We start from the raw sequence: 25,373 nt of genomic DNA, 5'->3' as shown, positions 1-25,373 counted from the left end.
TCGCGGCCCGCGCCGCTCCACGACTTCACCTCATTTGCACAGGTAGAACGACATGATCGAACACCTCAAGAAGGGCCAGACGGCCCAGGCCAAAGCCGACAACAACGCGCAAGTACGCATGACCGTCGAGAAGATCATCGCCGACATCGAAGCACGCGGCGAATCCGCCGTTCGTGAGTATTCCGAACGGTTCGACAAATGGAACCCCGAGAATTTCCGGCTCTCGCAGGAAGAGATTCAGGCGTGCATCGACGCGCTTTCGCCGCAGGCCATCGAGGACATCCAGTTCGCCCAGGCGCAGATTCGCCGTTTCGCGCAGATCCAGTTGCTGTCGCTGCGCGACGTGGAAGTTGAAACGCTGCCGGGCGTCGTGCTCGGCCACAAGAACATCCCCGTGAATTCGGTGGGCTGCTACATTCCCGGCGGCAAGTATCCGCTGCTCGCTTCGGCCCACATGAGCGTGCTTACTGCGAAGGTCGCGGGCGTCAAGCGTGTGATTGCGTGCGCGCCGCCGTTCGACGGCCAGCCTTCGCCGGAGATCATCGCGGCGATGGCGCTCGCGGGCGCCGATGAGATCTACGTGATGGGCGGCGTGCAAGGCGTGGCCGCGATGGCGCTCGGCACCGAACACATCGCACCCGTCGACATGATCGTCGGCCCCGGCAATGCGTTCGTTGCAGAGGCGAAACGCCAGCTTTACGGCCGCGTGGGCATCGACCTGTTCGCGGGTCCGACCGAAACGCTCGTGATCTGCGACGATACTGTGGACGCTGAGCTCGTGGCCGTCGACCTGCTCGGCCAGGCCGAGCACGGCCCGACTTCGCCCGCGTATTGCATCACGACGAGCAAGAAGATCGCCGCCGAATTGCCCGCCGCGATCGAAGCCGTGCTCGCGCGCCTCGACACCGCGCCCGTTGCGAGCGTCGCGTGGCGCGATTACGGCGAGGTCATCCTGTGCGATACGGACGAGGAAATGCTTCAGGAAGCCGAGCGCCTGTGCTCCGAGCACGTTCAGGTGATGACGCGCGACCCCGACTGGTTCCTGCAGCGCATGACGAACTATGGCGCGCTCTTCCTCGGCCATCGCACCAACGTTTCGTACGGCGACAAGGTGATCGGCACGAACCACACACTGCCGACGATGGGCGCGGGGCGCTACACGGGCGGCCTGTGGGTCGGCAAGTTCATCAAGACGCACAGCTACCAGCGCATCCTCACCGACGAAGCCTCGGTGAAGATCGGCGAAGTCTGCTCGCGGCTGTGCGCGCTCGAACACTTCTCCGGCCACAAGGAGCAGGCCGATATTCGCGTGCGCCGCCTTGGCAAACGCGATTGAGCCCGGCATGACGAAGTTCACCACCCTTTCCGGCGAGCGCCCGGTCGCGCTCGTGACCGGCGCGACGGGCGGCCTTGGCGAGCAGATCTGCCGCACGCTCGCGCAGGCAGGCTGCACCGTCGTCGCCGGCTATCGCAGCTCGGCCGAAGCGGCTCAAGCGCTCGTCGCGCAACTCGACGGCGTGGGCCATCGCGCGCTCGCCGCGCCCGTTACAGATAGCGCCGCGCTCGCGCGCCTGGCCGACACCGTCGCCACGCATTACGGCCGCTGCGATGTGCTCGTGAACTGCGCGGGCACGACACGCTTCGTCGCCCACGACGATCTCGACGGCATGCACGACGCACTCATCGACGACGTGCTCGCGACCAACGTGCGTGGCCCGTTCGCGATGGTGCGCGCGCTGCGCCCGCTGCTCGCGAAAAGCGCGCTCGCAGGCGGCGCGGTCGTCGTCAACATTTCGTCGATCGCCGCGCAAACGGCGATGGGCAGCAACGTGATCTATTGCGCTTCGAAGGCCGCGCTGGACAATCTCACGAAGTCGCTGGCGCGCGCGCTGGCCCCGCAGATTCGCGTGGTTTCGGTGTCGCCGGGACTCGTCGACACCGAGTTCGTGAAGTCGATGGACACGGCATGGCGCGACGAGCAGGCGGCGCGCACGCCGCTCGGACGCCTCGCCGATCCGCAGGAAATCGCGCAAGCCGTGCTCGCCGCTGCGCGCGATCTGCGTTTTACCACCGGCTGCGTGCTGCCTGTCGACGGCGGACGCCCGCTGCGCTAAAAGAGTCAAAACCAAAGAGACAACGAAGGAGACAGCCAACATGAAACTCGCGTCGCTCAACACCGGTCATCCCGATGGCGCCCTGATCGTCGTCTCGCGCGATCTTCAACGTGCGGTTCGCGCAGCCTCCACTGCCCCGACGCTGCGCGCTGCGCTCGATGACTGGACGCGTGCAGAACCCGCCCTGCAGACGCTTTACGACGCACTCAACGCAGGCACCGCCGCCGATGCATTCGACTTCGACGCACACGCCTGCACCGCGCCGCTGCCGCGCACGCATCAGTTCATCGACGCCTCGGCCTTCCTCAATCACGGCCGCATCATGACGCAGGCCTATCACCCGGAAAAGAAGTCTGACCCCTCGATTCCCGTGCTGATCCAGCGCCAGGCGGACGACTTCGCGGGCCCGCACGACGACTACGCCTTCCCCGACGAAGCCGACAACTGCGACTTCGAAGGCGAAGTGGGCGTGATTCTCGGCGACGTGCCGATGGGCACGCGCGCCACCGACGCGCTCGCACATGTGCGCCTCGTCACGCTGTTCAACGACGTGAGCATGCGCAAGCACCTCTTTCGCGAACTCGGCATGGGATTCGGCTTCATCCTCGCGAAGCCCGCTACCGCTTTTGCCCCCGTGGCGGTCACGCCCGACGAACTCGGCGACGCATGGCGTGACGGCCGCGTACAACTCGACCTCGAAGTCGCGCGCAACGGCGAGCGCTTTGGCGCGCCGAATGGCCGCGAGATGAGCTTCGGCTTTCACGAGTTGATTGCGTATATCGCGTACAACCGCAATCTGCGCGCGGGCATGCTGCTCGGCTCCGGCACGTTCTCGAACGCCGATTATCGAGCGACGGGTTCCGCGTGCCTCGCGGAGCAACGCGCCATCGAAACGCTGGAACACGGCGAATCGCGCACGCCGTGGCTGCAATTCGGCGAACGTTTGCGATTCGAAATGAAAGGCCGTGACGGCCAGTCGATCTTCGGCGCAATCGATCATCGTTTCGTGCAGGCGACTTACGTGCATCAACAAGCATTGGCAGAAAAGGCAGGAGCAAGCGCATGAGCGATCAATACGACATCGTCGCGATGGGCGCGGGGCACAATGGGCTCGTCGCCGCCGCGTATCTTGCGAAGGCGGGCAAGAAGGTGCTCGTACTCGAGCGCAAGGCATGGCCGGGCGGCGGCGTGAGCACGCGCGAACTGAACACGCCGGGCTACTGGCACGACGAGCATTCGAGCGTGCACATCATGATTCAGGGCAATCCGATGCTGCGCCAGGACGAGCTTGGCCTGCTTTCGGAACACGGCCTGAAGTACCACTACTCGCCCGTGCCGCATGCAACGATCTTTCCGGATCAGTCGGTGCTGTTCACGTACAAGGACATCGACAAGACCTGCGAATGCTTCGCCAAAGTCTCGCAGAAAGACGCCGATACGTACCGCGAATTCGTGAAGATGAGCCAGCAGGTCCTGCAGATGTTCATGCCTGGCCTCTACTCGCCGCCGCCTCCGCTTGGCGAACTCGTCGCGATGCTCGACCGCAGCGACGAAGGCCGCCTCATGCTCGACTACATGAATCGTGATTGCCTCGATCTCGTGAATCAACTCTACGAGAGCGACAAGATCAAGATTCATCTGCTGCGCCTCGTGAGCGAGAACCTGCAGGCGCCGAACGAACTCGGCACCGGCATGGGCGTGCTGCTGATGCCGGGCATCATTCACACGTACGGTGTATCGCAGCCCATCGGCGGCAGCGGCAAGCTGACCGAATCGCTCGTGCGCTGCATCGAATCGTACGGCGGCGAAGTGCGCTGCAATGCAGAGGTCGCGAAGATTCTGACGAGCGCGGGCCGGGCCAGCGGCGTGCAGCTTGCGAGCGGCGAAACTATCCTTGCGAAGGATGCCGTGATCGGTGCGATTCATCCGCACGTGATTCGCCGCTTCGTGGAAGGCGTGCCCGAGCCGGTGCTCAAGCGCGCGGAACGCGCCACGCTCGCGCCCTTCTCGATCATGGTGAGCCACTACGACCTCAAGGAAAACGCGCGCTATTACGCGGGCGAGGAAGTGGGTTACGCCACCATGCTCGAGTTCATGGCCACCGACAAACTCGACGATATGCTCGCCGATTTCGACGACCTCAAGCGCGGCCTCATCACCGAGCGCCGTCTGTGCGCGGGCGGAGACGAAAGTATCGGCGACAAGACGCGCGTGCCGGCTGGCAAAGGCATGTTCCATGGCATCACGTTCGCGCCGTACAGCGTGAAGGACAAGCGCTGGGCTGGCAGCCACTGGGACGAGTTCAAGGAAGAGATCGGCGACCTCTCGCTTGCGCACTACCGCAAGTTCGTCTCGAACCTCACGAGCGAGAACATCGTCGCGCGCAGCATCGTGAGCCCCGTCGATCTCGAACGCTCGAGCCCGAACAGCATGATGCGCGGCGACCTGCATGGCGTGGCGCCCTACTTCTATCAGAGCGCAGGCCATCGACCCACGCCCGACCTCGGCCAGTTCACCGTGCCCGGCGTCGAGCGCCTTTATCTCGCGGGGCCGTTCCAGCATCCCGGCGGCGGCGTATACGGCGCGGGCCGCGCAACAGCGATCAGGATGTTCGAGCAGCTCGGCATGGACTTCGGCAGCGTGGCGAAAGGCGCGCGCCAGGACAGCGGTGTACCCGCCACGGCCAACGGCGCGCATGGTCACACGGCGAAGAAGGAGGGCATGGTGCTGCGCGGCCCCGCTGACGAAGAACTGATGCATGTGGAGTCGCTCGAGCGCGTGGGCAACGAGCTCGTCATCAAGGGCAAGAGCTTCGGCACCATGCCGATGGAAGCGCGCCTCGACGCTGCTTCGGCGCGCGCCGGGTTGAAGATGCTCGGCGCTTCGCGCCTCGCCTTCCTCGCGACGCTGCCGTTTCGCAAGGGAGGCGAGCAATGAGCCATGTCGTCGTCACTGGCGCGCAGGGGTTCGTTGGGCGCGCGCTCGTCAAGCGGCTTCTTGCCGACGGCCTCAGCGGACGTGCCGTGTCGAAGCTCACGCTCCTCGATATCGGCTTCGACTCCACGCCCGCGGACGCGCGCGTGCATCAGATCGCGGGCAGCATTGCCGATCCGCAGATTCGCGGGCAGGCGTATGCATCACCCGTCGACGCCGTCTTCCACCTGGCGAGCATTCCGGGCGGCGCAGCGGAGCGCGACTACGCGCTCGGCCGCGCGATCAATCTCGACGCCACGCTCGGCCTGCTGGAAGACTTGCGCGGCCAGCCGCGAGCGCCGCGCTTCGTGTTCGCGAGCACGGTGGCCGTCTATGGCGAGAAGTTGCCAGAGGTCGTAGACGAACACACGCTGCCCGCACCGGCGCTGAGCTATGGCGCGCACAAGCTGATGGGTGAGGCGCTGGTCGCCGACGCTACGCGCCTTGGCTGGGTTCAGGGCTGCTCGCTGCGCCTGCCTGGCGTCGTTGCACGGCCAGGGGACGGGGCGGGCCTGATGTCCGCGTTCATGAGCCAGCTGTTCTGGAAGCTCGCCGCGAACGAACCGCTCACGGTGCCGGTCTCGCCCGAGGGTGTGGCGTGGTGGATTTCCGTGGGCGCGTGCGTCGACAACCTGCTGCATGCGGCGAGCGTGGATGCGGAGCGCTTCAACGCTCGCCGCAGCTATCAAATGCCGGTGCTGCGCCTCACCATTTCCGAAGTGGTCGACGCTTTGGCCGCGCGCTTTGGCAGTGAACGCAAGGCGCTCGTGACCTACGCGCCCGACCGGTTCATCGAGCGGCTCTTTGCCGCCTATCCGCCACTCTTCACGCCAGAGGCCGAGCAACTGGGCCTGCGTCACGACGGCAACGTGGACCAGCTCATCACGCGCGCAATGGCGCACTGAACATACCCTGGCTGCATCAGCACCGCAATGCGGGCGGTGTACGCAGCAAACGAAAAGGATTCCTTATCATGCAGATCGTTGGACTCGAGTACCTCGTCTTCGGCATCGACGATATGGCGGGAGCACGCCAGTACCTGCTCGACTACGGCCTCGACGAAGTCGAATACGACGCCGTGCACGGCGGCGTCTTCACCGCGCTGGACGGCACGGGCCTCGTGATGCGCGCCGCCGATGATCCGCGCCTGCCGCCGTTGCCGCCCAAAGCGGCCACGCCCAGCCTGCGCGAAACGGTGTACGGCGTGGACAACGCGAACACGCTTGCCACGATCCGCGCGCATCTCGAAGCCGAGCGCGAGGTGCGCGTAGACGAAAACGGCACCGTGCACTGTATCGACGACGCGGGCTTCGGCGTCGCGTTCATGGTTACGCAGCGCCGTCCATACGAAGCGCGCTACCTGGGCTTCAACGTGCCCGGCCAGCCGCCGGGCCGCGCGCCCAATGACTGCGCCGCGAATCCGGAAGAAGTGATCAAGCCGCGCACGCTCTCGCACGTGGTGTATTTCGTCGAAGACGTGAAAAAGGCCGAAGCGTTCTACGCTCGGCTCGGCTTCACCGTGACCGACCGCTTCAATCATCTCGGCCCCTTCATGCGCCCCGCTGGCACGCACGACCATCACACGCTCTTCATGATCGAGAGCCAGAACGATCACATGATCGGCTGCAATCACTTCACGTTCCACCTCGGCTCGTCGGGCGAAGTGCTGCAGCACGGCTGGAACTTCGTGAAGAAGGGCTACAAGAGTTTCTGGGGGCCGGGACGTCACGTGCTGGGCAGCAACTACTTCTGGTATTTCAACAGCCCGTTCGGCGCGACGATCGAGTTCGACGCCGACATGGATTTGCACGATGAAACCTGGGCGCCGCGCGCCGTCGATCCCGGCGCCGACAACTCGCAGATCTTCCTGTTCGAGGCCCGCAACAAGTGGGCGCCGGGCGAGTGAATGCGCGAGCGAAGAAACGCAAGCATGACCGCGCGCGCTGAAGAACGCCTGCTCTGCACACTCGACGACATCCCCGATGGCGGCGCGCGCGGTCTGCTGCGCGCAGGTCTCGACGACCAGGTGTGCGTGGTGCGCCAGGGAGCCGAGGTGTTCGTGTGGCTCAACGACTGCCCGCATGAGCATCGGCCCATGGAATACCGCCAGGACCGCTTTCTTTCGGGCGACGGCACGCACATCGTCTGCTACGCACATTCGGCGCATTTCGACATGCGCACGGGCCTGTGTTTCGCGGGGCCGTGCGCCGGCCAGTCGCTCGTGAAGGTGCCCGCGCGCGTGGAGAACGGCGAAGTGTGGATTGCCGCCGAACTGCCCACGATCTTCGACTGAAACACATCCACCGAATCACCACCGGACAGATATCACCATGTTCCAGTACTTTCCCACCAATTACGTGTGGAGCCTTTCCACGATGATCGCCCTCACGCACGGCGGCAACATCGGCGAGGTCGACGCCATGTGCGCGCCGCTGCGCGACGCGGCGCTGGCCGGCGACGATCCCGGCACGGTCGCATTCTACGAGGCGTGGAAGGCCGGCGCGGACAAGCTCTCCGCACTCGCCGACGACGATCTCGCGCACGGCCATTCGCTTTCCGCCGGAGAAAAATACGCACGCGCCGGCCTCTATTACGGCGTGGCCGAGCGCATGCAGGCACACGGCTTCGAAGCACGGCTCGCCATCTACCGGCGCTCGCTCGAGCAATTCGAACGCGGCCGCACGCTGGGCCGCGAGAATTGCACGCGCGTGGAAATCCCTTATGGCAACACGCATCTCGCCGCGCTTTACGTCCGTGCCGAAGGCCTGCAACCTGGCCAGCGCGCACCCGTGGTCGTCGTCATGAACGGACTCGATTCGACCAAGGAGATGCTGCAGAAGAGCGTAATGGGCACGATGTTCGCGCGACGCGGTCTTTCGGCGCTGTTCGTTGATCAGCCCGGCACCGGCGAAGCCCTGCGTCTGCAAGAGCTTCACGCCGTGCACAACACCGAAATCTGGGCGGCTCCGATTGTGGATTGGCTCGAACAACACGAGGAAGTGGACCCGCAACGCATCGGTGCGCTAGGCGTATCGCTGGGCGGCTACTACTGCCCGCGCGCGGTCGCGTTCGAACCGCGCTTTGCATGCGGTGCCGTGTGGGGCGCGAACCACGACTGGCGCGCGGTGCAGCAGGCTCGCTTGAAGCGCGAAGGTGAAAATCCCGTGCCGCATTACTGGAAGCACGTGCAGTGGGTCTTCGGCGCCAGGGATCAGGATGACTTCTTCGCCAAGGCCGAACACATGCACCTGAACGGCGTGCTCGATCGCATCCGCGTGCCGTTTCTCGTCACGCACGGTGAGAACGATCGCCAGATTCCGCTCAAGTACGCCCACGAAAGCTTCGAACAACTGATCAATAGTCCGAAGAAAGATCTTTTCATCTTCACCGACCGGGAAGGTGGCGTCGAGCACAGTTCGCTCGACAACCCGCTGAACGCCGGCAACCGCATCGCAGACTGGCTCGCAGAACAACTGGGCGGCACGCTCGCCTGAGCGCACAAACAAACAGATACGTAACGATAAATCCCGGGAGACACCATGGCACTCGTCAACAAGGTTCTGATCGTCGGAGGCGGCATCGGCGGCATGTGCGCAGCGATCCTGCTGCGCCGGCAAGGCATCGACGTCGATCTCGTCGAACTCAATCCTCAATGGGCACCCGACGGTGCGGGCATCACCATCAGCGGGCCGACGCTGCGTGCGCTGCGCGAGGTCGGCGTGGTCGATGAAGTGCTGCGCGTGGGCGGTTCGTGGCGTGCCGTCGACTTCTGCGACGCCAGCGGGCAACTCACGGCCACCGTCCCGATCGCGTCGGCATACGGCGCCGACGACCTGCCCGGCGCCGCAGGCATCATGCGCAGCGCCCTCGCCGCGATCCTCGCCGACGCAACGCGCGGCGCGGGCGCGAGTGTGCGTCTCGGCGTGAGCTTTGAGACGCTCGCGCAGGACGCCGAGGGCGTAGATGTGGTCTTCACCGACGGCAGTCGCGCGCGCTACGATCTCGTGATTGGCGCGGATGGCGTGAACTCCACGGTGCGCCGCCATGTGAAGCCGGAATTTGCCGGACCGCAGTTCACGGGCCAGGGATCGTGGCGCGCCGTGGTTCCGCGCGAGCGCGAGAACTCGACGATCTACATGGGCAAGACCACCAAGGCGGGCATGAATCCGATCAGCGCGACACAGTGCTATCTGTTCGTGCTCGACAAGCGCGAAGGCATGGACTTCATCACGCCGGAAAAGTGGCCGCAACTGCTCGCCGAACTGCTCGAAGAATTCGACGGGCCTCTTGCCGGGTTGCGCGAGGGCCTGCTCGACGGAACGCTCGAAGATCACCGCGTTTTGTACCGCCCGCTCATGGGGCATATGATCGACGGTCCGTGGCATCGCGGGCGCATCGTGCTGCTCGGCGACGCCGTGCACGCCACGACGCCGCATCTGGCCTCGGGCGCGGGCATCGCCGTCGAAGGTGCCCTCGTGCTCGCCGCCGAACTGGCGCGCCGCCACTCGCTCGAAGGCGCACTGCTCGCCTACGCGGGCCGCCACTACGATCGCGCGCGGCTCGTCGTGTCCGCTTCCGGCCGTCTGGGCGAGATCGAGCGCGCGGGCGGTTCGCGCGACGAGCACACGCGCACCATGGTCGAAGCGATCCAGGCGCTGCGCGAGCCGATCTGAAGCGGCGCAACATTGAATCTACGGAATCCGTCATGACAGCTTTCACTACGAACAACGGCCGCGTGGCCGTCGTCACCGGGGCTGCGGGGGGCCTGGGCACCGCTTTTGCCCTGCGCCTTGCCGCCGCTGGGCACACGCTCGTGCTGACCGACCGCGAGCCATGCGACACGCTCGCCGCAAACATTGAAGCCGCGGGCGGGCGAGCCATCGCCCTGCCCTGCGATTTGAGCGAGCCAGCGGATGTCGCCCGCTTTGCGGCACGCGTGCTCGATGAAGCAGGCCAGGTCGACGTGCTCGTCAATAACGCGGCCTTCATGCCGATGGCGCCTCTCGCCGCTATCACCGCGTCGCTGTGGCGGCAGATCATGACCGTCAACGTCGACGCGCCATTCCTGCTCGCGCAGGCCTTTTCCGCGGGCATGATCGAGCGCGGCTGGGGCCGCATCGTCAATCTCGCTTCGAGTACCGTGTGGGGGCCGCCGCCCGGCATGACTGCGTATGCGAGCAGCAAGATGGCGGTGATCGGGCTCACGCGCGCGTTGGCGGCCGAGCTTGGCGCGCACGGCGTCACTGTCAACGCCATCTCGCCGGGATTGACGCGTCATCCGGGCAGCGCGGCAAATCTGCCGCCTGAAGCGTTCGAAGCCGTGCGTGCACGTCAATTCATTCCGCGCACCGAAGAGCCCGATGACCTGACTGGCGCGCTCGCGTTTCTCGTTTCCGACGATGCGCGGTTCGTCACCGGCCAGGTGCTCAACGTGGATGGCGGCGGTTTCGGATTCTGACCAGGATTGAGCGAGGGGCGGCGACGCCCCTCATTCACACGCACTACGGCATTACCACGCCGTAGCACCTCCATCGACTGCGAAATCGGCGCCAGTCACATAGCGGGCCGCGTCGGAGGCGAGCCAGAGCGCGCACTCCGCAATATCGGCCGGCTCGCCAAGACGCTTCAGCATGTTCTTTTCCAGCACTTTCGCTTCGATCGCCGGATCGCGTGCGAGGTGAGCCCGCGTCGCCGCGGTGAGAATGAAACCCGGCGAAATCGTATTCACCCGGATGCCGTGAGGGGCGCCTTCCATCGCGAGCTGCCGCGTCATCGCAAGCACGCCGCCTTTTCCGGCGCAATGCGCGAGCGCCGGCGATCCGTCGAGCGCATGCCGCGCATTGGCCGATGCAAAATTCACGATCGAAGCCGCGCCGCTTTGCTTCAGAAGCGGCCATGCCGCGCGACACATCAGGAACACGATATCGAGTTCGCCCGTCAACGTGCGGCGCCACGCCTCGTAACTCATGTCCTCGATCCACGCGAACTCCGCGAATGCGGCGGCGTTCACAACGATATCGAGCGTCTGCAAATTGCCCAGGAGTCGGCCCACTTCCTCTTCGTTCACGAGATCGACGCCGCCATGCAGCTCGATGGCAGGATCGAGTCCCGAGAGTGCGTCGCGATTCAAGTCGACCGCAATGACGCGCGCGCCCTGACTGGCGAAAAGTTCCGCGCAACCGCGGCCAATGCCGTTGCCAGCGCCGGTGATCAATGCCGTCTTGCCGGCCAGTCTGCCTGTGTGGTTCATGTTGCCGTGCTCGCTAAAAGAAACAGGCGGCGCGCATGCACGATGCCGCCGCCGTTGAACAGTTTATCGCCTCGCTCAGGTTCCGATCAGGGGCTTGTGCGGCCCCTTCTCCGGGAGGCCCGCTTAGAACATGTGGGTGATCCCGATGGAGCCTCCGGTCGTGGTCCCTGTTGCGCCAAACATGGTCGAGCTTCCCAGCCCCATCGAAAGACCGATATCCTGCGTACCGTGGTTGTTCACCATGCCGAACTGGGCGTAGAGCGACGTGCGCTTCGAGAGGAAGTAATAGCCGCCTATCGACCCCAACCAGGTATGGCTGCCCGATTCATTGCGGTTGTCGGCATGCCAGAGTCCGAAGTTCACGTCGATATCCGGCCGGACCCAGTAATCGAGGCCACCACCATACACATCTTCGTTTTTCCCGCCCGCAACCTTGATCTTCGTGTACGAAGCCTTCGCGGTCAACGACCCGATGGTGTACGTCGCGCCAAGCAACTCGCCCGTGAGACCCTCGGTGGTTGGCGGCGTCGTTGACACCGTACCGCCCGCGCTCCCGTTGAAATAAGCGGCATTCAGGCCTAGCCCGGCACCGTGGTAGCTCAGATTGGCGGAATATTGACGGCCGGACTGAAAATTCCCCGCCACGCCGCCGAAGCTGAACAGCGCGCTACCTTGAAAGCCCCCGACCACCGGGCTTGTGTACGTGATGGCATTCGGGGTGAAAATGCTCGTTGCGCCCGCAGTGGTCGCGAGAAACAGCATCGAACTGCCAAAGTTCGACAGGTTGCGCGGATCCTGATAAATCAGCGACATGAAGAAGGGAGATTGCTGCAGGCCAGCGTGGACCTCACCAAACGCGCCTTTCATCCCGACGTAGGCGTCGCGGCCAAACAAGTTGCCGTTGGAGTTGTTAAAGCTGCCATTGGCGGCGGAGAAACCGCCTTCGAGCTTGAACACCGCCGAGATTCCACCGCCAAGGTCCTCAGTACCCGTCAGGCCGAATATCGACGGCATGTTGCCACTGTCATTGAAGGCGGCCAGACTTCCGCTGTTACCAGCGGTTTTGTTCATGTAGATCAAACCGGCATCCACGATCCCGTACAGCGTGACGCTACTTTGCGCATGAGCGGCACCCGCGATAATCAATCCGGAAGCCGCCGCAATTGCAGACCTGGCTACGTGCACCTTCTTCATTAACGTCTCCTTACCTGATAAATATAGTTATGGTCGTTCGCATTACTTATTATTTTTATTCGTTTGACTTTCAATGCCGCTGCGGGAGGGCCCGCGCTGGATTGGGCCATTGGCGGCCGGGCGGCTATCGGTTTGGCGCTGCCAGGTGTCTCCTCCCTTTTAGCGGCAACTCAAACCGGATTGGTTCTCGAATGTACAGAGCTTGAATGTTCACGACAATCCATTCTGGATGAAGGCAAGAATTGATCGTGTCGGAAGGTGCCACAGGCAAACCCGCGCTCACGGGCTGGCCAGACCGTCCCAGCAGAGGTATTTGACTTCGGTGAACTCGTCGATCCCCAGATGCGAGCCTTCGCGCCCGAGGCCGCTTTGCTTGACGCCGCCAAACGGTGCGACCTCGTTCGAAATCAATCCGCAATTGATCCCGACCATTCCCGCCTCGATGCCTTCCGCGTTGCGCCAGATGCGCTCGGCGTCGCGGCTGTACAAATAGGCCGCCAGGCCGTATTCGGTGTCGTTCGCCATCGCGACGGCCTCGTCGTCGGTTTCGAAACGGAACAGCGCCGCGACAGGCCCGAAAGTCTCTTCATGCGCAATACGCATCTCGGGCGTCACATTGGCGAGCACCGTCGGCTCGTAAAACCCATCGCCCAGCGGCAGGCGCCGGCCGCCGTGCAACAGCGTCGCACCCTTATTCAGTGCGTCGGACACATGTTCTTCCACTTTGCCGACCGCAGCTGCATCCACGAGCGGGCCCACTTGAACGCCGGGTTCCAGGCCGTTGCCGATCCGCAGCGCGGCAACGCGGTCAACCACACGCCGCGCGATGTCGTCGTACACGTTCGCCTGCACGAGCACGCGGTTCGCGCTGATGCACGCCTGGCCGGTGTTGCGGAATTTGGCGGCCACGATGCCGTCCGCGGCTGCATCGAGATCCGCGTCGTCGAATACGATGAACGGCGCGTTGCCGCCGAGCTCCATCGAACATTTCTTGATCGTTTCCGCCGCCTGGCCGAGCAGCACGCGGCCCACCTCGGTCGAGCCCGTGAACGTCAGCTTGCGCACCAGCGGGTGACTCGTGAGCACACCGCCAATCGAGCGCGTGTCGTTGCCGGTGACGACGCTAAACGCGCCAGCCGGCACGCCCGCGCGCTGCGCGAGTTCCGCCAGCGCGAGCGCAGTGAGCGGCGTCTGGCTCGCCGGCTTCACCACCATCGTGCAACCCGCTGCGAGCGCCGGCCCGGCTTTACGCGTGATCATCGCCGCAGGGAAATTCCAGGGCGTGATGGCCGCGCACACGCCGATCGGCTCGCGCAGCGTCACGATGCGCTGCCCCGCGCGGGCGCCCGGGATCAGGTCGCCGCGCACGCGCGTCGCTTCTTCCGAGAACCAGCGCACGAACGAAGCGGCGTAGTCGATTTCCCCGCGGGCTTCCGCCAGCGGCTTGCCTTCTTCGAGCGTAATGAGGATCGCCAGGTCTTCTTTGTTCGCGACGATCAGGTCGTACCAGCGGCGCAACACGTCGCCGCGATGTCTCGCGGTGGTGGCGCGCCACGCGCGAAACGCCTCGTGCGCCGCTTGAATCGCCGACTCGACCTCGGGCTCGCGGCAGCGCGGCAGTTCGACGAGCACGGACTGGTCCGCAGGGTTGCGCACCGCATAGCGGCCGTGCGGCGTCCCGGACAACCATTCGCCATTGATAAACGCGGCTTCGCGCCACAGCGAGGAATCGTTCAGAAGGTGTTTCATCGCGGACCTCAGCAGGGATGGCGGCCGATCATGAACTCGGCATCGGGATCGGATGTCACCGGCAGACCGGAAGCCACGAGCCCCTGGCGAAGCATCTTCATGAAGCGGTCCGGCACGCGCATCGCGGGTCCGCGCAGCGGGCCGCCATTGAAACCGGCGAGCCAGTCCTGGTACTTCCACATCGTCCGGTTCAGCACGCCCGTGCCACCCGCATAGGACTGCGCGGCCGCCCCGTTCGCGGAACGCGCCGGGTTGACCTTCCAGTACAGCGCCATCGCGTCTTCCCAGCGGCCGGCGCGCGCGAGCTCGAATGCCTTCGGGTAGTAATCGCTCATCCAGCCGGTATTGCTCGTGCCCGAGAACTGGATATCCATGAGGCTCATGAGCGGGATCGCGTCGCCTTCGATCGGGCAGCTGATCACTACCTCGTTGCGGAAATGGTGGTACATCTCACAGAGTCCGGCCGGCAGCGGAAAGCCCTGTTCCGACTTGATGGCGACGATGTTCGGGCAGGCCTCGAGAATCTGCCGCACGAGCTGCACCGACATGCCCGCGGGGTGCACGCGTTCGAAGCCCCACAGCGGGATGGGGAACAGCATGACGGCGAGATCCGTCGCGTCGCAAAACGCCTTCGTATAGTCGAAGATCTCCTGTTCCGTGGTGGGCCAGAACTGTGACGGATAGGAGAGCAGAACGATATCGGCGCCGGCTTTCTCCGCCAGCTTCACAGCCTCGATGTTTTCGGCTAGCGTGCCGAACGCGGCGTGGAAGAACAGGCCCAGCGAATCACCTGCCGTTTCGCGCGCCCATGCGGTGAATTGCGCGTTCTCTTCCGGGGTGATCGCCACCTCGCTGCACAGCAGCGTATAGCGGTAGCCGAGCTTCGTGGCCAGCTCGATGTCGTGACGGATGCCGCGCTCGTTGAGGTGCTTCAGATCGGCGCTATAGCTCGGGATCGTGACTGCGGAACAGCCGGTCAGATGCTCGCGAGCCCATGCGCGCGCGTCGCGCTTTTGATAGTTTGCCATTCGATTTTCTCCGGAGATGGTTTCTGTTATTTCGCGACGGGCGCGATGGTCGATGCGAGATGCGTTCCGGTACCGGTGAGCTGCGCGCGCGCAAAGAGCATCTCTGCGATCACGACGTCCTGCAGCGCGGATCCGACTGATTTGTAGAGCACAATGTCGCCGCTCTCGCGCCGCGCCTTCACCGAGCCGGCGGCGAGCGAGGACAGCGGCACGATCTTGCTGGCGAGGTCGATGCCGGCACGCGTGGCGGCCAGGCCATCGCCCGTGTCGTGGGCCACTTCGTCCGCGACGTCGGCAACGACACAGGCAGCGCGGCGCAGGGTCTCTTCGTCCACTTCACGCTGTTCCGGCAATGTCGAGCCAAGCGACACGACCGTGGCGCCTGCGGGCAGCCACTCGCCTTTGAGCACCGGCGTTTCGTCCCGGCTGCGGGTTGCGCAGATCACGACATCGGCGTCCTGAACGGCACTTTGCGCATCCTCGGCTACCGCGATATCGATCACGTCGAGAAACGATTCGGCGAAGCGCACACGGCTCGCTGGCGTGGGGCTGAAAACCGTCACCCGAGCAGTCTCGCGTATGGCGAGCAGGCAATCGAGTGCGCCACGCGCCTCGAAGCCCGAGCCGATCACCGCAACGCGCAAGGGCTTGGACGGCGCGAGCAGATCGACGGCGAGCGCGGCCGTTGCGGCGGTGCGCAGACCCGTAACGCGATTGCCGTCGATCAGCGCGCTCAGCGCCATCGTGTCTTGATCGAACAAGCTGATGAGGTAGCTTGCGCGGCGAGCGCGCGGGCTTGCGGCAATGAGCTTGCAGCCCATGTGCTTGCCGGAGCTGGAAACGGCGGTCAGGCTGCGCAGCCAGATGCCGTCCCCGCGCGCCATCGAGCGCGGCGGCACGGAGGCGGGAGAGACAGGAGCGGCGTACGCGCGCGAGATCGCCGCGACGGCCGTTGGCCAATCGGCCAGCGCCGCCACATCGGCGTCGCTGAGAAACAAGGTGGGAGTGGAGTCCGGCGCGGCGTCTTGCATGATGCTGGTCTCGAAGTGGATGACCAGCAAACTATAGGGATCAACCTATGCATGAGACAGCCCGCCGGATCGAAAGCAGATATCCGGCTAATCGATGGATTCAGCCGTTTGCGCCTACCGTGCGCGCCACGTGATGGATGAGGTGCTTGATCGCTTCCGTGGCACGCGTGGCGGGCCTTCTGGGCGACTCGACCAGCACGACGAAACGCTCGAGCGTAGGTTGCACGATGCGCGCGGAGGTGAGTTCGTCCCCCAGTTGACCGGGCAATACCGAAGCGATCGCAAAGCCGCCTCCCGCCGCTACCACGGCGTATTGCAGATCGACGGAATCGGCTTCCACCGCTACGTTCAGGTCCAGTCCGTGCTCCGCCGCCAGGCGATCCAGGCGCGCGCGCAGCAGATGCGGGCGGCTCGGCACGACGAGCGGCAAGCCAGAGAGCGAGGCCAATGGCACTTCCCGCACTTCCCGCACTTCCCGCACTTCCCGCACTTCCCGCACTTCCCGCACTTCCCGCACTTGCCGCACTTTCGGCGCGCCGAGTGGCGCCTCGCCGCGCGGGCCCACCAGATGCAGGGGAACGCGCGCGACAATGTGTGCATCGCCCACCGCCGACTCTTCCTCGCGCAGCACCAGCGCCATGTCGAGACGCCCTTCCCGCAGGTGCTCTTCGAGCTGGGCGCTGGCGCCTTCGGTGAAGTGCAGCCGTACGCCCGGCAAATGCGCGCGAGCCGCCGCGAAAAGCGGACCGGCATAGCGCTTGACCGCGGAAGGCAACAAGCCGATCCGCACTTCGCCAATGGGCTGGCCGCGCACGCTGCGAATGTCGTCCGCGAGCGCTTCCGCATCGGCGGTCAAGCGAGCGACGCGCGGCAGCGTTTGTTCGCCGAATTCCGTCAACTCCACGCCCCGCCCGGTGCGCCTGAATAGCCGCTCGCCGCATTGCATTTCCAGCTGCGCGATACTGCGGCTAACCATCGATTGCGGCATGTCCAGCGCGGAGGCGGCACGGCTGAAGCTGCCCGATAGCGCGACCGAAAGGAACACCGACCAGCGTGCATCCAGGATCGTCAGCGGGACCGTCCGGCGCGCGGTGCTGTCGGGCTTCACATCCTGCTTTGCCATCGGCATGCGCGGCGTGGAGTTCGGGCGCGCCCGGTGAGCCGCAGAGGAAAGACCGCTGCGGGACAAAGACGCTTCTGGGCGCGCAACCTTCGGCGCGGGACGCTGGCGCACGGCGGATTGGGCCGCCGCATCCGGTGTATGCGCATTCATTTGATGCACGAGACGCATACAGGCATCGACAACGGAAGCCGGCGGACTCGCCTTGCCGCTCTCGTAGCGGCTCACCGAGCTTTGCCTGACGCCGAGCAGATCCGCAAACGCCTTCTGGCTACGCCCGTTTCGCGCCGTTCGAATAATTTCGCCAATTGTCATTGAAGCCATTTCATCGACGTCCCGTCTTTCGCGCGCCATGCGGGGCATCGACGCCGACGCCAGGGTGCGCATTGCGCGGGGACGCGTCGCGCGCAAAAAAACCCAGGGTGCGCCCCTGGGTCATTGTGCCAAACTGCGGTCGGACCGGAAATTATGACGAATCCCTACCCGAGCGCGAACGAGTTGGAAGTTCATGAGCGCCCCCAAAACCGGCGCTGCACCTGCATGACTTCTTCCTCGACCTCGGCTACGGGCCCGATCAGGTCGACGCGCTTCTGGCAATGGTCGAAGACATAGCGCGACGACACACTCATCGTCGGGTTCTCCGCGTGATTGCCCGTGGCTTGCAGCAACCGCTCTTCCGTCATGCCGAAAACCAACCGCCCGATATTCGCCCAATAGGCCGTGCCCGCGCACATGCAACACGGCTCAACCGTCGTATAGAGCGTGCAACCCCACAGGAATTGCGGGGTAAAGTTCAGCGCGGCGATGCGCGCGAGCACCGCTTCCGCGTGATTGACGGTATCGACATTGCCCTGTTCGATCAGAACCGATTCCTGATCGGGCCCGACGAGAATGGCGCCAAACGGGTGATGGCCCAACTGCGTCGCGCGTTCCGCGACTGCGCTTGCGTGACGCAAATGGCGGACGATCTGTTCGCGCGTGGGTGCGAGCCCTTGTTCAGGGAATTGCGATGCGTTCTGTTGCGGGGAAATGGTAATGCTCAAAATGTCTCCTCCATATTGTGGCGGCGTTACTTCGGCAACGCGCCGTCTACGCCTTGCACGAACCAGTTCAGCCGCAGCAACTCGGCATCCGGCAGCGACGTGCCGGCGGCCACCTTGATCGCGCCGCTCTGATCCTTGATCGGTCCCGCGAACGGATCGAATTTACCGGAGATGATGTCGTCGCGCTTTTGTGCGAGCGCCTTTTGCGCGGCTGGCGAAACCGTTGCGGTGTTGATGTCGGCGAGATCGATGGCTTTTTCTTTGAGACCCCACCACGTTGGCGCGTTGGTCCACGTGCCGGCTTGCACCTGATCGATCAGATGAGAGTAATACACGCCCCAGTAGCTCACGCATGCGCCCAGTTGAGCATTCGGGCCGAACTGCTTCATATCGGAGTCCCAACCGAATGCGTGCACTTTCTTCTGCTCGGCAGTCTGCATCGTCGCCGTCGAATCGGTGTTCTGAATCAACACGTCCGCGCCTTGGCCGATCAGCGTTTCGGCCGCCTGCTTCTCCTTGCCCGGATCGAACCAGCTATTGATCCAGATGACCTTGACCTTCGCATTCGGATTGACCGAGCGCGCGCCCATCGTGAAGGCGTTGATGTTGCGCACCACCTCCGGCACCGGCACCGAGGCGACGAAGCCGAGTGTATTCGTCTTCGTCGTATAGCCGCCAACCAGCCCCGCGAGATAGGCACTCTGGTACGTGCGCACATCATAGGTCGCGAAGTTCGCGGCCTTCTTGTATCCGGTAGCATGTTCGAAGACGACGTCGGGGTAATCCTTTGCGGTCTTCAGTTCGAAGTCCTGAAAACCAAAACTGGAACCGACAATGATCTTGTTGCCCTTGCTCGCGAGGTCGCGAAACACGCGCTCCGAGTCGGCGGATTCGGGCACGTTCTCCACGCGCGTGACCTTGATCTTGTCGCCGAACTTCGCTTCGATCGCTTTTACACCCTGTTCGTGCGCGTAGGTCCAGCCTGCGTCACCGGGGTTGCCGAGGTAGACGAACGCGACGCCGATCGGCGCGGCGGCGCTGGCCGTGGGGATCGACGCGGCATAGGCGCCAAGCGTGGCGAATACCGTTGCCGCAACGCGCAGTGAACGCACCGCCGCGCAAGCGAATTTTGTTGCCATGAGGTCTCCGGAACAGGAATGGGAAAGTAGCGACGCGGCAGGTGTCTGCCAGTTGACGTCACGTTAGCGAAGATATTGGTCAGTCAAAATTACGGCCGAAATTTCGATTCGTTATGTGGTGCATAACTGAATGGGTATAGATGCAGGCGCAGAGGCTGGAACGCGTCGTGCTTGCCAAACCCGTTGCCCCTTCAACCTTTGCGCTCGGGAGACCTGTCATGCAAACCGCACTCGCTACTGACTTTTCGCACGTCAAGCCGCAGGACACGTCATTCACGGGCGGCGGGCTGCGCGACTTCTTCGTCTATCGAGACCTGGGTATCGCCACGGCCACGCACGGCAAGGTGGTCGCGCAACTCGTCAGGGCAAATCTTGCGCCGGAACTGGGCACGGGCTGGCACCGGCATGAGGCAGAGTTTCATATCGTCATCATGCTCAAGGGCTGGGCGCGCTTTATGTACGGCGACAAGGAAACGCTCGTCGAAGCGGGCGACTGCGTGCATCAGGCGCCGGGCATCGCCCACTACCTCTTCGATTACTCGCCCGACATGGAGTACCTCGAAATCGTGAGCCCCGCCGACTTCAAGTCGATCGACGTGGAAGCGCCATGCGCCGTGCCCACGCCCACACCGTGGCAGGCGAGCCCCGCGATGTAATGCGCTCGCCTTATTTGGGCTGCGTTTCGGCGGCGCGGCTGATTGCGCTTGCGGCATGCGCCTCGGCGTCGAGCAGTGCGCGCAAGGTCACCTGGTCGTCGCCTGGCGCCTCCGGCGCCGCGATGCGCCGCGCGCGCGGCTCATGGTCGTGAATGGTCGAACGCACCAGCGGATAGATCTGCGTGTCCCAGCGGCGGCCATTGAAGACGCCGTAGTGGCCCACGCCTGTCTGCACGTGATGCGTCTTCATATACGGGCGCAGCCCCCGGCACAGATCGTGGGCGGCGACGGTCTGCCCAACCGCGCAGATATCGTCCTTCTCTCCCTCGATGGTGAGCAGCGCGGTGCGGCGGATCGCGTGCGGTTCCACAAGACGCTCGCCTACCTTGAGTTTGCCCAATGGCAACTGGTACTCCTGGAACACCGAGCTGACCGTTTCCAGATAAAACTCCGCGGTGAGATCGGACGTGGCGAAGTACTCGCGATAGAACACGTTGAGCGCGTCGGCTCTCGTGGGATCGCCCTTCGCCCGCTCGTGACGCATCTCCGCGAACGAAGCGAGATGACGCTCCAGGTTCATCGACATGAATGCGCTGAGCTGCACGAAGCCCGGATACACGCGCCGCTGCGCGCCCGGAAAGCCGCCAGGCACCGCGCTGATCAGGTTGCGCTCGAACCACGTGATCGGCTTGCTGTTCGCGAGCTCGTTGACCTTGGTGGGATTCACCCGGCAATCGATCGGCCCCGCCATCAGCGTCATGCTCGCGGGTTGCGCGGGATCGTTATCGGCGGCCATCAGCGAGACGGCCGCGAGCGCCGCGACCGTGGGCTGGCAGATCGCCACCAGATGTGCATCGGGGCCGATCCGCCGGATGAACGACATGACGTGCTCGACATATTCGTCGAAGCCGAAGCGGCCCGCCGACAAGGGCACGTCGCGCGGGTTATGCCAGTCGGTGATATAGACGTCGTGATCGGCCAGCATGGTGCGCACAGTGCCGCGCAGCAGCGTCGCGAAGTGCCCCGACATGGGGGCTACGAGCAGCACGCGCGGCTGCGGCTCAGCGACGTCCTTGCGAAAGTGGAGTAGCGAGGCGAATGGCGTGCGCTTGACGACGGCTTCGGTCACCGGCGTACGCACACCGTCTACTTCCACGAAATCGATTTCAAACGGCGGCCGCGCGTGCGAGAGCCCGGCAAGCTCGATCTGCTCCCACCAGGCATCGAGGTAGCGCGCGTCGAATCCGTACGCGAGCGCGGGCCACGCCGCGAGCGCCGTGCGGGAGAACGATGCGGTGGCGCGCCCGAACCTCGTCAAGTCAGCAAACGTCTGGTAGGCCAGATAGGCAAGCAGGTTCATGGGCACGGCTCTCGATTGTCTTGAACGCGAGGCGTGAGAGGCAATACGTATGCCAGAAGCGTTGACTGGCACAGTGCTTGCACCCTTTTCGGGACGGCGCAGCATATGTGCGCGAGCACGCACGCCGTGGCCGGCGCGCCATGCCGAGGGCTGCAGGGCGTGAACGCTTTCGCGGCAAGCGACGGCATTGCCTTCCCGCATGCCGCAATGTAGTGCGGCGAGTCGGCGCGAGAGGTGCATGCAGGAGCGATGCGCGCATTCGGTGCATGCGCCCTCATGCACTGCACCATATCCTCACCGTCCAGGAGCCCCCATGAGTCAGACGAATACGACCCTGACGATCAGCAGCCGGAACTATTCGTCGTGGTCCATGCGCGGCTGGCTGCTTGCCAGACTCGCTGGACTCGAATTCGAAACGGTGACGGTGCCGCTCGACGACGCGGCCGCGCGCGCCGAACTGCTGCTGCTCTCGCCTTCCATCCTCGTGCCTTGCCTGCGCCACGACGGCATTACGGTCTGGGACACGCTCGCGATCTGCGAATACCTCAACGAGATTCAGCCGCAGGCGCAACTGTTGCCCGCGGACCGCACGGCGCGCGCGCATTGCCGCTCGGTTTGCGGTGAAATGCATTCGGGCTTCAGCGCATTGCGCTCCGCATTGCCGATGAACCTGCGCGGCCACTTTCCGAACTTTCGCGTCTGGTCGCGCGCGCAGGACGACATTGGGCGTATCCTGACGATCTGGCGCGCATGTCTGCAAAGGTATGGCGGTCCCTGGCTTTTCGGTGAGATCGGCGCGGCGGACGCGATGTACGCGCCGGTCGTCACGCGCCTGCTCACCTATGACGTGCCGATCGACCCCGACATCGGCGACTACTGCATGCGCGTGCTCAAGCAGCCTTACGTCGCCGAGTGGATCGCGGCGGCCCAGTCGGAAACCGAAGACATCGACGAACTCGATATGGAGTTCTGAGCGTCACCGCGCACCAACATCGGGCACGACAGCCGGCTGCCGGCATCGGCATGGAAGTTGCAGCACCCCATACGAGCTCGATTACCGAAAGTAAGAAGAATCAGCGCAAAAAAGCAGCGGACGGAAAAACGGACATGACGCAAACATTCTTCAACGAGATGTTCGAGTACGGGGAATTCGACGTTCGGGGCCTGGCCGCCACGGCGTTCGCGCAGGCAGGCGAGCCGCGCGCCCATTACCGCGAATTCTTCGCCTGGATGAGCAGCCAGAGCGAACAGCAGATGCTCAAGAAGCGCGCCGAAGCCGACGCCATCTTCCGGCGCGTGGGCATCACCTTCGCCGTGTATGGCGAGAAAGACGTAACGGGCGCGGGCACCGAGCGCACGATTCCCTTCGACGTGATCCCGCGCATCTTCCAGCGCCAGGAGTGGAACACGCTCGAGCGCGGCTTGCGCCAGCGCGTGAACGCGCTCAACCGTTTCATCCACGACATTTACCACGACCAGGAGATCGTCAAGCGCGGCATCGTGCCCGCCGACCAGATCTTCGCCAACGCGCAATACCGCCCCGAGATGCAGGGTGTGAACGTCGCGCACGACATCTATGCGCATATCGCAGGCATCGATATCGTGCGTGCCGGCGAGGGCGAGTTCTACGTGCTGGAGGACAACCTGCGCGTGCCCTCCGGCGTCTCGTACATGCTGGAAAACCGCAAGATGATGATGCGGCTCTTTCCCGATCTGTTCGTGCGCAACCGCGTGGCGCCCGTTGCGCACTACCCCGACCTGCTGCTCGACACGCTGCGTGCCGCCGCGCCTTCCGCCGCAGACAACCCCACGGTCGTGCTGCTCACGCCGGGCATGTACAACTCGGCCTATTTCGAGCACGCATTCCTCGCGCAGCAAATGGGCATCGAGCTCGTGGAAGGCCAGGACCTGTTCGTCGAGAACGACCACCTCTATATGCGCACCACACAGGGTCCGCAGCGCATAGACGTGATCTACCGCCGCGTGGACGACGACTTTCTCGATCCGCTCGTGTTCCGCGCCGACTCGTCGCTCGGCGCGGCGGGCCTCATGAACGTCTACCGCAAGGGCAACGTCACGCTTTGCAACGCGGTGGGCACGGGCGTGGCCGACGACAAGTCGATCTACCCCTACGTGCCCGATATGGTGCGCTTCTATCTGGGCGAGGAACCGCTGCTCAAGAACGTGCCCACGTGGATGTGCCGCAAGGCCGACGACCTGCAATACGTGCTCGACCATCTGCCCGAGCTGGTCGTGAAGGAAACGCACGGCGCGGGCGGCTACGGCATGCTGGTCGGCCCCGCTTCCACGCGCGCCGAGATCGAGGCGTTTCGCGCGGCGTTAGTCGCGAACCCGGACAAGTACATCGCGCAGCCCACGCTCTCCCTGTCCACCTGCCCGACGTGGGTCGAAGCGGGCATCGCGCCGCGCCACATCGATCTGCGCCCGTTCGTGCTCTCGGGCAAGGAAGTGCGCATGGTGCCGGGCGGGCTCACGCGGGTCGCGCTGCGCGAGGGTTCGCTCGTCGTCAATTCCTCGCAGGGCGGCGGCACGAAGGACACCTGGGTGCTGGAGCGCTGAGCCGGCGCATCAACGAGCTCGCGCGGCGCGTGGGCGTTCACGAACGCGAAGACGAAGCCGAGATCACGCGATGAACGAAGCGCAACTTGTCGATGACCGGCGTTGCCAGCGCGAACGGATAGCCATCGGGCATGCCGAGGCTGCGGTTCAGGCTGTTGAGCGCGTAGGTGAGCGGAAACCAGCGCGCCATCAGGCTGTCGAAGCTCGCCTCGTCCACCGGCGTCTGGTCGATCAGCGTCGGCTCGTCGGGGCTTTCGGGCAACAGCGCGAGGCCGCAGGCCGTGGCCGTGTCGAGCGTATCGACTATGTGCAGGTAATGCGCCCACGTTTCGGCCCAGTCCTCCCACGGATGCACCGACGCGTACGCGCTCACGTGGCGCTCGGCCCAGTCGGGCGCGGGTCCATCGGCGTAATGCGCGGCGAGCGCGGCGGCATAGTCGGCACGCTCGTCGCCGAAGCGGCGGCGAAACGGTTCGAGCCAACGCCCGGTGGGCTCCTGCGCGATGAGGCGGTCGAAATAGTAATGGCCGACCTCGTGACGGAAATGCCCCAGCAAGGTGCGATACGGCTCGTGCAGCGAAACGCGTGTGCGCTCGCGATGCGCGTCGTCGGCCTCGGCGATGTTCATCGTGATGAGCCCGTGATCGTGGCCCGTCATGATCGGCTGGCCGCCGCCCGTTTCTTCGAGAAACTCGAATTGCAGGCCATGTTCGGGGTCTTCGGCGCGCGTGACGAGCGGCAGGCCGAGCGCGCCCAGCGTGTAGAGCAGGCGCCGCTTGGCCGTTTCGAGGCGATACCAGTAAACGCGGTTCTCGGGCCGCGAGAGGTCGGGGATCGTGCGCGTGAACTGGCAGGCGCGGCACAGCGTGTCCTCGGAATCGGCGGGGATCATGCCGTTGCAGACGTTTTCGATCGCGTAGTTGTGGCACTGGCGAAAGAGCGCGCCCTCGGCCGTTGGGTTCAGGCTGCGCCAACGGCCTTCGCCTGCCTCCTCGAACGCGTGCATCTCGCCCGCCTGCGGCACGTAGCCCAGACGCGCCTCGCAACGCTCGCAGCGCTCGTTCTCGAAAAACACCAGCTGATTGCACTGATCGCAGTGAAAAGTCTTCATCGCCGCATTCCTGTGATGGCCGCGC

The 25,373-nt window shown here is 64.4% G+C and carries 23 protein-coding genes; 13 read left to right on the top strand and 10 right to left on the bottom strand.

What is annotated here, in order from left to right:
- The first annotated feature begins 52 nt into the window (after nucleotides 1-52).
- The 10 genes from hisD to VSR72_RS01095 all read left to right on the top strand — a co-directional run bounded on the left by hisD (nucleotide 53) and on the right by VSR72_RS01095 (nucleotide 10,545).
- Nucleotides 53-1,336 carry a histidinol dehydrogenase gene (gene hisD, locus VSR72_RS01140; RefSeq protein WP_342950568.1) on the top strand — a complete coding sequence of 428 codons (1,284 nt, stop codon included), beginning with the start codon at nucleotides 53-55 and terminating at the stop codon, nucleotides 1,334-1,336.
- A 7-nt stretch (nucleotides 1,337-1,343) separates the two neighbouring features.
- The gene (locus tag VSR72_RS01135) at nucleotides 1,344-2,114 is read left to right on the top strand and encodes an SDR family oxidoreductase (protein ID WP_342950567.1); all 771 of its coding nucleotides are present in this window, start codon (nucleotides 1,344-1,346) and stop codon (nucleotides 2,112-2,114) included.
- 40 nt (nucleotides 2,115-2,154) lie between these two features.
- Nucleotides 2,155-3,180: a fumarylacetoacetate hydrolase family protein gene (locus VSR72_RS01130; protein WP_342950566.1), complete on the top strand. Its 1,026-nt coding sequence runs from the start codon at nucleotides 2,155-2,157 to the stop codon at nucleotides 3,178-3,180.
- Entirely contained in the window at nucleotides 3,177-5,051 is a 1,875-nt protein-coding gene (locus VSR72_RS01125) for an NAD(P)/FAD-dependent oxidoreductase (protein WP_342950565.1), read from the top strand. Before VSR72_RS01130 ends, VSR72_RS01125 begins: the two co-directional genes overlap by 4 nt.
- The gene (locus tag VSR72_RS01120; protein WP_342950564.1) at nucleotides 5,048-5,992 is read left to right on the top strand and encodes an NAD-dependent epimerase/dehydratase family protein; all 945 of its coding nucleotides are present in this window, start codon (nucleotides 5,048-5,050) and stop codon (nucleotides 5,990-5,992) included. Before VSR72_RS01125 ends, VSR72_RS01120 begins: the two co-directional genes overlap by 4 nt.
- Before the next feature lie 68 nt (nucleotides 5,993-6,060).
- Nucleotides 6,061-6,993: a VOC family protein gene (locus tag VSR72_RS01115; protein ID WP_342950563.1), complete on the top strand. Its 933-nt coding sequence runs from the start codon at nucleotides 6,061-6,063 to the stop codon at nucleotides 6,991-6,993.
- Between the two features lie 24 nt (nucleotides 6,994-7,017).
- Nucleotides 7,018-7,380: a Rieske (2Fe-2S) protein gene (locus VSR72_RS01110; RefSeq protein ID WP_342950562.1), complete on the top strand. Its 363-nt coding sequence runs from the start codon at nucleotides 7,018-7,020 to the stop codon at nucleotides 7,378-7,380.
- Nucleotides 7,381-7,417: 37 nt separating this feature from the next.
- Entirely contained in the window at nucleotides 7,418-8,581 is a 1,164-nt protein-coding gene (locus VSR72_RS01105) for a prolyl oligopeptidase family serine peptidase (protein WP_342950561.1), read from the top strand.
- 45 nt (nucleotides 8,582-8,626) lie between these two features.
- A complete protein-coding gene (locus VSR72_RS01100; protein ID WP_342950560.1) occupies nucleotides 8,627-9,760 on the top strand; it encodes an FAD-dependent oxidoreductase in 1,134 nt (377 codons plus the stop codon).
- A gap of 32 nt (nucleotides 9,761-9,792) precedes the next feature.
- Nucleotides 9,793-10,545 carry an SDR family oxidoreductase gene (locus VSR72_RS01095; protein WP_342950559.1) on the top strand — a complete coding sequence of 251 codons (753 nt, stop codon included), beginning with the start codon at nucleotides 9,793-9,795 and terminating at the stop codon, nucleotides 10,543-10,545.
- A gap of 51 nt (nucleotides 10,546-10,596) precedes the next feature.
- Here VSR72_RS01095 and VSR72_RS01090 read toward each other — a convergent pair whose 3' ends face one another.
- From VSR72_RS01090 to VSR72_RS01055, 8 genes are all read right to left on the bottom strand, one after another.
- Nucleotides 10,597-11,337, bottom strand: a complete 741-nt coding sequence (locus tag VSR72_RS01090) for an SDR family NAD(P)-dependent oxidoreductase (RefSeq protein ID WP_342950558.1) — start codon at nucleotides 11,335-11,337, stop codon at nucleotides 10,597-10,599.
- A 123-nt stretch (nucleotides 11,338-11,460) separates the two neighbouring features.
- The gene (locus tag VSR72_RS01085) at nucleotides 11,461-12,531 is read right to left on the bottom strand and encodes a porin (protein ID WP_342950557.1); all 1,071 of its coding nucleotides are present in this window, start codon (nucleotides 12,529-12,531) and stop codon (nucleotides 11,461-11,463) included.
- A 279-nt stretch (nucleotides 12,532-12,810) separates the two neighbouring features.
- A complete protein-coding gene (locus VSR72_RS01080; RefSeq protein ID WP_342950556.1) occupies nucleotides 12,811-14,280 on the bottom strand; it encodes an NAD-dependent succinate-semialdehyde dehydrogenase in 1,470 nt (489 codons plus the stop codon).
- A gap of 8 nt (nucleotides 14,281-14,288) precedes the next feature.
- A complete protein-coding gene (locus tag VSR72_RS01075) occupies nucleotides 14,289-15,308 on the bottom strand; it encodes a dihydrodipicolinate synthase family protein (RefSeq protein WP_342950555.1) in 1,020 nt (339 codons plus the stop codon).
- 26 nt (nucleotides 15,309-15,334) lie between these two features.
- A complete protein-coding gene (locus tag VSR72_RS01070) occupies nucleotides 15,335-16,339 on the bottom strand; it encodes an NAD(P)-binding domain-containing protein (RefSeq protein WP_342950554.1) in 1,005 nt (334 codons plus the stop codon).
- Nucleotides 16,340-16,439: 100 nt separating this feature from the next.
- A complete protein-coding gene (locus tag VSR72_RS01065) occupies nucleotides 16,440-17,813 on the bottom strand; it encodes a LysR substrate-binding domain-containing protein (RefSeq protein ID WP_342950553.1) in 1,374 nt (457 codons plus the stop codon).
- 152 nt (nucleotides 17,814-17,965) lie between these two features.
- On the bottom strand, nucleotides 17,966-18,502 hold the full coding sequence (locus tag VSR72_RS01060; protein ID WP_342950552.1) for a nucleoside deaminase: 537 nt from the start codon (nucleotides 18,500-18,502) through the stop codon (nucleotides 17,966-17,968).
- A gap of 26 nt (nucleotides 18,503-18,528) precedes the next feature.
- Nucleotides 18,529-19,641 carry a BMP family ABC transporter substrate-binding protein gene (locus VSR72_RS01055; protein ID WP_342950551.1) on the bottom strand — a complete coding sequence of 371 codons (1,113 nt, stop codon included), beginning with the start codon at nucleotides 19,639-19,641 and terminating at the stop codon, nucleotides 18,529-18,531.
- 218 nt (nucleotides 19,642-19,859) lie between these two features.
- On the opposite strand from VSR72_RS01055, the gene VSR72_RS01050 reads away from it, so the two are divergent.
- Entirely contained in the window at nucleotides 19,860-20,297 is a 438-nt protein-coding gene (locus VSR72_RS01050; RefSeq protein WP_342950550.1) for a cupin domain-containing protein, read from the top strand.
- A 10-nt stretch (nucleotides 20,298-20,307) separates the two neighbouring features.
- Here VSR72_RS01050 and phaZ read toward each other — a convergent pair whose 3' ends face one another.
- On the bottom strand, nucleotides 20,308-21,657 hold the full coding sequence (gene phaZ / locus VSR72_RS01045) for a polyhydroxyalkanoate depolymerase (protein WP_342950549.1): 1,350 nt from the start codon (nucleotides 21,655-21,657) through the stop codon (nucleotides 20,308-20,310).
- A 313-nt stretch (nucleotides 21,658-21,970) separates the two neighbouring features.
- Between phaZ and VSR72_RS01040 the strand changes: the two genes are divergently transcribed.
- Complete coding sequence (locus VSR72_RS01040; RefSeq protein ID WP_342950548.1) at nucleotides 21,971-22,630, top strand: glutathione S-transferase family protein; 660 nt, start codon at nucleotides 21,971-21,973, stop codon at nucleotides 22,628-22,630.
- Nucleotides 22,631-22,764: 134 nt separating this feature from the next.
- On the top strand, nucleotides 22,765-24,237 hold the full coding sequence (locus VSR72_RS01035) for a circularly permuted type 2 ATP-grasp protein (RefSeq protein WP_342950547.1): 1,473 nt from the start codon (nucleotides 22,765-22,767) through the stop codon (nucleotides 24,235-24,237).
- 37 nt (nucleotides 24,238-24,274) lie between these two features.
- On the opposite strand, the gene VSR72_RS01030 is transcribed toward VSR72_RS01035, so the two are convergent.
- Entirely contained in the window at nucleotides 24,275-25,348 is a 1,074-nt protein-coding gene (locus VSR72_RS01030) for a putative zinc-binding metallopeptidase (RefSeq protein WP_342950546.1), read from the bottom strand.
- Between the last annotated feature and the right edge of the window lie 25 nt (nucleotides 25,349-25,373).

Source organism: Paraburkholderia sp. JHI869 (assembly GCF_038900775.1).
Classification (GTDB): Bacteria; Pseudomonadota; Gammaproteobacteria; order Burkholderiales; family Burkholderiaceae; genus Paraburkholderia.
Note: the sequence above shows the minus strand (reverse complement) of the source record. Positions and strands in the feature narration are given on the sequence as shown.

What these genes read in the sequence shown, in the direction of transcription:
- hisD (WP_342950568.1), top strand. Translation starts at nt 53, where the DNA reads ATGATCGAACACCTCAAGAAGGGCCAGACGGCCCAGGCCAAAGCCGAC.
- VSR72_RS01135 (WP_342950567.1), top strand. Translation starts at nt 1,344, where the DNA reads ATGACGAAGTTCACCACCCTTTCCGGCGAGCGCCCGGTCGCGCTCGTG.
- VSR72_RS01130 (WP_342950566.1), top strand. Translation starts at nt 2,155, where the DNA reads ATGAAACTCGCGTCGCTCAACACCGGTCATCCCGATGGCGCCCTGATC.
- VSR72_RS01125 (WP_342950565.1), top strand. Translation starts at nt 3,177, where the DNA reads ATGAGCGATCAATACGACATCGTCGCGATGGGCGCGGGGCACAATGGG.
- VSR72_RS01120 (WP_342950564.1), top strand. Translation starts at nt 5,048, where the DNA reads ATGAGCCATGTCGTCGTCACTGGCGCGCAGGGGTTCGTTGGGCGCGCG.
- VSR72_RS01115 (WP_342950563.1), top strand. Translation starts at nt 6,061, where the DNA reads ATGCAGATCGTTGGACTCGAGTACCTCGTCTTCGGCATCGACGATATG.
- VSR72_RS01110 (WP_342950562.1), top strand. Translation starts at nt 7,018, where the DNA reads ATGACCGCGCGCGCTGAAGAACGCCTGCTCTGCACACTCGACGACATC.
- VSR72_RS01105 (WP_342950561.1), top strand. Translation starts at nt 7,418, where the DNA reads ATGTTCCAGTACTTTCCCACCAATTACGTGTGGAGCCTTTCCACGATG.
- VSR72_RS01100 (WP_342950560.1), top strand. Translation starts at nt 8,627, where the DNA reads ATGGCACTCGTCAACAAGGTTCTGATCGTCGGAGGCGGCATCGGCGGC.
- VSR72_RS01095 (WP_342950559.1), top strand. Translation starts at nt 9,793, where the DNA reads ATGACAGCTTTCACTACGAACAACGGCCGCGTGGCCGTCGTCACCGGG.
- VSR72_RS01090 (WP_342950558.1), bottom strand. Translation starts at nt 11,337, where the DNA reads ATGAACCACACAGGCAGACTGGCCGGCAAGACGGCATTGATCACCGGC.
- VSR72_RS01085 (WP_342950557.1), bottom strand. Translation starts at nt 12,531, where the DNA reads ATGAAGAAGGTGCACGTAGCCAGGTCTGCAATTGCGGCGGCTTCCGGA.
- VSR72_RS01080 (WP_342950556.1), bottom strand. Translation starts at nt 14,280, where the DNA reads ATGAAACACCTTCTGAACGATTCCTCGCTGTGGCGCGAAGCCGCGTTT.
- VSR72_RS01075 (WP_342950555.1), bottom strand. Translation starts at nt 15,308, where the DNA reads ATGGCAAACTATCAAAAGCGCGACGCGCGCGCATGGGCTCGCGAGCAT.
- VSR72_RS01070 (WP_342950554.1), bottom strand. Translation starts at nt 16,339, where the DNA reads ATGCAAGACGCCGCGCCGGACTCCACTCCCACCTTGTTTCTCAGCGAC.
- VSR72_RS01065 (WP_342950553.1), bottom strand. Translation starts at nt 17,813, where the DNA reads ATGGCGCGCGAAAGACGGGACGTCGATGAAATGGCTTCAATGACAATT.
- VSR72_RS01055 (WP_342950551.1), bottom strand. Translation starts at nt 19,641, where the DNA reads ATGGCAACAAAATTCGCTTGCGCGGCGGTGCGTTCACTGCGCGTTGCG.
- VSR72_RS01050 (WP_342950550.1), top strand. Translation starts at nt 19,860, where the DNA reads ATGCAAACCGCACTCGCTACTGACTTTTCGCACGTCAAGCCGCAGGAC.
- phaZ (WP_342950549.1), bottom strand. Translation starts at nt 21,657, where the DNA reads ATGAACCTGCTTGCCTATCTGGCCTACCAGACGTTTGCTGACTTGACG.
- VSR72_RS01040 (WP_342950548.1), top strand. Translation starts at nt 21,971, where the DNA reads ATGAGTCAGACGAATACGACCCTGACGATCAGCAGCCGGAACTATTCG.
- VSR72_RS01035 (WP_342950547.1), top strand. Translation starts at nt 22,765, where the DNA reads ATGACGCAAACATTCTTCAACGAGATGTTCGAGTACGGGGAATTCGAC.
- VSR72_RS01030 (WP_342950546.1), bottom strand. Translation starts at nt 25,348, where the DNA reads ATGAAGACTTTTCACTGCGATCAGTGCAATCAGCTGGTGTTTTTCGAG.